Consider the following 5,259-nt stretch of genomic DNA (forward strand, 5'->3'; position numbering starts at 1 on the left):
GACTGGCGGAGTGTCGATATTCAAAGTTGCAGTGTTCGGAAACGGTGACACTTCCTCCCCGGTTTGGCTGTTACAACAGTTTAGGCACCGCTCGCCCAGCCTTGGTGACGTCGAGCCGAGGTGGACGCCCCCGTAGCCCAAGCATCTTCAGATCTGCCCGCCGTCTGCCAGCGGGCGCGAAACCGTTCCGTACGAGCCCGTCCATTCGCACCGTCACGTCAATCGGAGGCTCGTTTGCGGCGGTGGACGTGATCGAAGGCGGATGTTGAACCGGTTAGCCATACCGTATTGTGATACGGTATGGCTATGAGCGAGGCCGCAGTGCGCAACCGACGAGCAGGTGGCCCCAAGCGTCTCCTCGTGCTCGATCAGGTGATATCGACTATGGCGGTCCGCGGATACGGCGGCACCAGGTACGCAGATATCTCCGAGGCCTCCGGTATCGCAGTAAGCACCTTGCAGGGCTACTTCGGATCTCGCGAGGACATGTTGATCGAAGCTTTCCAACGCGCCACTTCCGTTGCCGTTGAAGCCATGCGCGAATTCACGGCGCAATTCGATGACCCATGGAAACAACTGGTGGCGATGGTGGACCGTGGCCTTGCAACGGATGTTCCGACCTGGCGGATGCTCATGGAATTCTGGACGGCAGCCGCCCACGACACCGAACTCCGGCAGCACGCCACAGCATTGGCGACCCAGTACCGAGAACCCTTCGCGGACGCTGTTCGTCGAGGAGTGGAGAGCGGTCAATTCGACCCGCGCTTCGATGTCGAGTCCATCGTCGAAGTCGCAGTGGCAAACATCGTCGGCGTGCTGTACCCAACGGTACTCGGCCACCTGCCTCTTCCTGCAACGAATTACCGCGACGTAGTCATCTCCCAGTTGGCGTACGTCCTCCAAGTCGATACCCACGAAACTTCCGGCAACCCGCCGGCGCTCGGCGAACAAGAAGGGTGACACCCATGTCCCACTCAGTCATCAACCCCAGTGAGCTCCACGACCCAATTCCCTACGGCTACAGTCACACTGCGGCAGTGCCAGCCGGTACTGGCCTAGTGTTCGTCTCCGGTCAGTACGGATCCGGAAAGGACGGCATGGTCGTCTCTGCCGACTTCGCCGGCCAAGTGAAACAAGCATTCGCCAACCTCGGCGTGGCCCTGGCTTCGCACGGGCTCGACCACAGCAACATCGTCCAACTCAGAACCTACGTCGTCGGCCCGGATTTCGAGAAGCTCGGAATCATCGGAAGTGTTGTCCATGACAGCTGCGGGGAGCTGCCACCGACACAGACCGTAATCGGTGTGTCGGGTTTGGCCATGCCCGACATCCTGTTCGAGGTCGAAGCAGTCGCTTCCTACCCAAGCGCCGAATCGTAGACGCAACCCCATTTGGGGGCCACCGGCGACGTAACCTGCCCACTCGTCGGTGTATCCGAAAACAGGGACAGGTAGTCGAGACCCGATGCCCGGATCGAACCTGGTCGAAATGCTCGATGGTAGGACCTTGAATGTGTTGTGTAAGTGCACATTCACTGTTTCAGCTTGACGTTCATGATTCGTCTTGTTGCTCTTCGGAACGAGCGAGCAGGTAGTCGGCCCAGTCTCGTCGTGTTCGACTGGACCATTTGGTGGCTGTAGATATGTTGACGCCGAGTAGGTCAGCGGCGATCGGGGCAGGGATGTCGCGGGCCCAGGCCGAGCGAGCCGAGTGGCGGGCAGGAAGCGGTTCGATCCCGTGGTGGCGGAGTTTGCGTGCGAGGACAGCAGACGCCATTGGCCTGCCCGGGGACCTTCCCGGAAACAGAAATCGGGTTGCGAGTTCGGTCTGGTAGAAGGTTTCGCGACCGACTCTGTTGTCTCGCAGGGTGGTCAGGAGTGCGGCCAGTGCAGGTGGCACCAAGGCGGGGCCTTCGTCGAAACGCAGGTAGGTCTCCTGGTCGACGACGTCGATGCGGCCACAGGTCAGCGTAGCGATGCTGGTGGTTGTGCGGCCGTAAAGCAGGACGAGCGCACCCGTGACTCGGACGTCGAGAGGCAGTTCGTCGTCGTGAAGACACCTGTCGAGCATGTCCCACCGGTCTTCTTCGGTGAGCAAGTTCGACGGGCCGGCGCTCGGCCTTTGGGGCACCGTCAGGTCGGAGCATAGCTTCCTTCCTTTCGACCATTCTATGAATGTGGTTACGAAGTAACGGTATTCGCTGCCACCGTCGAGCCAAACATCGATGTCGGCTTGATCGGTCGTGGGCAGTGTCTTGCCGCGTTCATCGAGCCAGGTCAGGAATTCGAGACTGATTGCGATTTGGCTCCGAACGTAAGTGGCAGCGCTGACCGTGACGGGCCGTCGGTTGGATCGTCGGCGAGCACGCCGCAGAACGTGCCAGGTGGCGAATGGTCGCACGAGTGCGATGTGATGAGCGGGCCGTTCACCGAGGGCATGCTCGAGCCACTGTTCGATTCGCTCGAGCAACTCGTCGCGCTCCGCGAGAATTCCCGCGTGGACGAGCAGATCACGCAGTCGGTGCAAAGCATAGCTCGGCGGGCATTGGTCGAGCAGTTCATGGCTCAGGGACTCGTGGTGGGCTCGTTGAGCGAGCTCGTGAAGCAACTTCGCACCGCCGGCGCGTCGATGAAGCCAGCGCATCGTCGAAGACGGATTGGGGACGTGGGCGAAGACGGCAATTAACGGAACGAGTTGCTCGGCAATGCCGTGTTCCGGGTGACTGAGGACAATGCGGAGCTTTGCCTCGAGTGCGTCGTGGGCGGTTTCGTGTTGTCGCCGGCGTACTCGTGTCGGGGATTCGGTGAGCTGGGGTTCGAGGACATGGCCGTCGTCGCGGCAGCGAAGACATACCGGTTGTTGGGCATCCGGATGTGCTGGATGCGCCGCACCGCAGATCACGCATGGGTGTCGTGGTCGGGTGAGGCAGCGGTTGCAGAGATCAGGTTCGGTGCCTCGGGCGGTGCGGTCGATTCCCCTGACTTCGCCGCACCCACCGCAGCGGCGCTTGGGCCGGGTGTAGCAGCTTTTGCAGATCGGGCCGTCGTCGGTGTGGGCGTATGTGGGCGCGTCCTCCCCGCACCGGATGCAGGTGCAGTGCGGAGTGCGGTAGCAATTCGGACACAATGCGGCGCCGTCGCTCCGCCGCGCCTTGATCGCCAACACTCGCCCACATTGTCCGCATGGCCCCCTCTTGCGGGGGACGCATGAGCTGCACAGTGGTCTGCCGTGGTCGTCGCGTTTGGCGATCGACCGATCCTTGCCGCAGCGACTGCACGGCGCGCAGTGGAAATATCGTCGGCAGTTGTCGCAGACACGACCTCCGTCGACTATGTGGTGCAGGATCTTTGGGGCCTTGCATCGTAGGCAACTGGGAATCGTGACCGTGGTGTGTCCGGCCGCGACGAGTAGCGCGGCCAGTCGCTGCACTGCCACTGGGGTGCTCGATGATCCCGACGTCAGCGCATCGGGATGCCGCGCAAGGTGCGCTTCCAACGGTCTCAGTGTTGAGTCGACTACCGCTTCGGCAACGAATTCCATTGCGGCGCAGAGGCTGAGGTCAGGAACACTGTCTCTGACGTGATGGGCGGCTCGCTCGAGCACGATCTGGCGTGGCTCGACTCCCGGCCGTCGGCTCATGTCGTCTCTGGTCGGCGGATGGTGGTGCGTCGTGCCCGTGGCGGGGCTGGGTGCTCACCCGTACTGCCGTTGCTCGTCTTCTTGATAGCAGTGTTGACGACGTCGATCTCGATGAGGTCGTTCGGTGTGCACCCGAGGATGTCGCACAACGCGGCGAGGGTGTCCATCGATAACCGTTGCGGCGGTGCGGTGACGAGCCGGTAGACCTGTTCGCGGGAGAGGTGAATCCCGCGCTCGGCGAGCAGCGGGCCCAGCTCGGTGGTCTGGAACATCTCATGGTCGGCCATCAGGCGTCGCAGGTTCCAGCGGTAGCCCATCTTCTTGATCATGGCGCTCCCTTCCATAAAGTGTCGCGGCTCTGCAGCGCTCGGCGTATTAGTCGGGTTCGGTACTCGTCGGATACACCGGTATAGATCGCGGTCGTCGAGGCGTATCGGTGACCGACCTGTTCGGAGACGAACCGTTCTGGGTAGTCGAACTCCACCAGATGCGTGACGTACGAATGCCGCAGACAGTGCAGGTCGAGTTCGACCGGCAACCCCGCCGCCTGACGCACTTGCTCGAAGGCATCGTTGATGCTGCGCAGTGACATTCGACCGGCGCGCTCGCTGACCCAGAGCGCGGTCAGCGCGCCCGGCTTCATCAATGGCCGAACCTCCTCGACCCAGTGGTCGAGCACATCGACGATCCAATCCATCTCCGGAACCGTCAACACGGTGCGCCGCTTCGGCGGGCTTCCCTTCGATGCCTTCCCCCACCGCACGAACCAAGCACCGTACTGGCCGTACTGCGCTGCTTTCGGTGCGCGGCGTCGGTCGGAGAGATCTAACCCGCGGGCCTCTCGACGGCGCAGTCCGTAGGCGTAGACGGTCTTGAGCAGGGCGGCGTCGCGTAACGCTGTCAACGAACCTTTGCGGCCCAGCTTGCGGATCTGCTCGACGCGGCCGTCCGCGGCATCGAACAAGGTCTGCACTTCGTCGTAGGTCAGCGGCCGCCTCCCCGGTCCGCCCTCGAAATCTGCAGCATGCGCGATCGTGTTTCCCTCGTGAAAAACCTGTTGCGGCACAACCGAAAACCGATCCCAGCACTGCGCAGGCCAACCGTAGCGGCTGTCGGTGACGTACTCCATGAACAAGCAAATCGACATCTCGTACGACCGGGCGGTCGACACCACGATCGGCTTACGCCGGACCGAGGACCGCAGATGCACGATGAAATCTTCACCGTCCGCCGGTTCCCATTGCCACGGATACGAATTGGTGAACTCGGCCATCCGACGCACCAGCGACAAACGCGGCGCGATCGTCCCCTCGTCACTGAGAAACCGCGTTCGTTGCTGACGTTCCCACCCCGCCAGCATCGCTTCGAACACTGCCTGTTCGGGCTCGAGATGCACTACCCCGTCGGTCAACACCAGATGCGCCGCACCCGGAATCTCAGTCTCGCCCATGCGTTGCATTAAACACAACAATGTTGAATCAAGTCTAGTCGGACTGCCGTCGCCGCAGGTCAGGCGAGACGGAGGGCCGGCAACGGATAGGATGACACCGCGGTCAACGTCCAGGTCGCATCAGCTTATGCGGTGTAACGCAGTTGCATCGGACGCAATTCCGCCTAGTT

Annotated in this window: 6 protein-coding genes; 3 read left to right on the forward strand and 3 right to left on the reverse strand. The window is 62.0% G+C overall.

Annotation, left to right across the window (positions count from 1 at the left end; translation table 11 throughout):
- The first annotated feature begins 306 nt into the window (after positions 1–306).
- Positions 307–960, forward strand: coding sequence for a TetR/AcrR family transcriptional regulator (locus tag CH249_RS09000; protein ID WP_255032467.1), 654 nt, complete (start codon positions 307–309; stop codon positions 958–960).
- A gap of 5 nt (positions 961–965) precedes the next feature.
- On the forward strand, positions 966–1,379 hold the full coding sequence (locus CH249_RS09005; protein WP_006898173.1) for a RidA family protein: 414 nt from the start codon (positions 966–968) through the stop codon (positions 1,377–1,379).
- Positions 1,380–1,551: 172 nt separating this feature from the next.
- Here CH249_RS09005 and CH249_RS27535 read toward each other — a convergent pair whose 3' ends face one another.
- A complete protein-coding gene (locus CH249_RS27535) occupies positions 1,552–2,130 on the reverse strand; it encodes a hypothetical protein (RefSeq protein ID WP_141214937.1) in 579 nt (192 codons plus the stop codon).
- Between the two features lie 102 nt (positions 2,131–2,232).
- On the opposite strand from CH249_RS27535, the gene CH249_RS27540 reads away from it, so the two are divergent.
- Positions 2,233–2,685 carry a hypothetical protein gene (locus CH249_RS27540; protein WP_143544395.1) on the forward strand — a complete coding sequence of 151 codons (453 nt, stop codon included), beginning with the start codon at positions 2,233–2,235 and terminating at the stop codon, positions 2,683–2,685.
- A gap of 950 nt (positions 2,686–3,635) precedes the next feature.
- Here the strand turns inward: CH249_RS27540 and CH249_RS09015 are convergent.
- Both CH249_RS09015 and CH249_RS09020 read right to left on the reverse strand, forming a co-directional pair.
- Positions 3,636–3,968 carry a helix-turn-helix transcriptional regulator gene (locus tag CH249_RS09015; protein WP_006898170.1) on the reverse strand — a complete coding sequence of 111 codons (333 nt, stop codon included), beginning with the start codon at positions 3,966–3,968 and terminating at the stop codon, positions 3,636–3,638.
- Complete coding sequence (locus tag CH249_RS09020; protein WP_006898169.1) at positions 3,965–5,089, reverse strand: tyrosine-type recombinase/integrase; 1,125 nt, start codon at positions 5,087–5,089, stop codon at positions 3,965–3,967. The genes CH249_RS09015 and CH249_RS09020 overlap by 4 nt, the downstream gene beginning before the upstream one ends.
- Positions 5,090–5,259: the final 170 nt, after the last annotated feature.

Source organism: Rhodococcus sp. 05-2255-3B1 (genome assembly GCF_002258545.1).
In the GTDB taxonomy this organism is placed as follows: Bacteria; Actinomycetota; Actinomycetes; order Mycobacteriales; family Mycobacteriaceae; genus Rhodococcoides.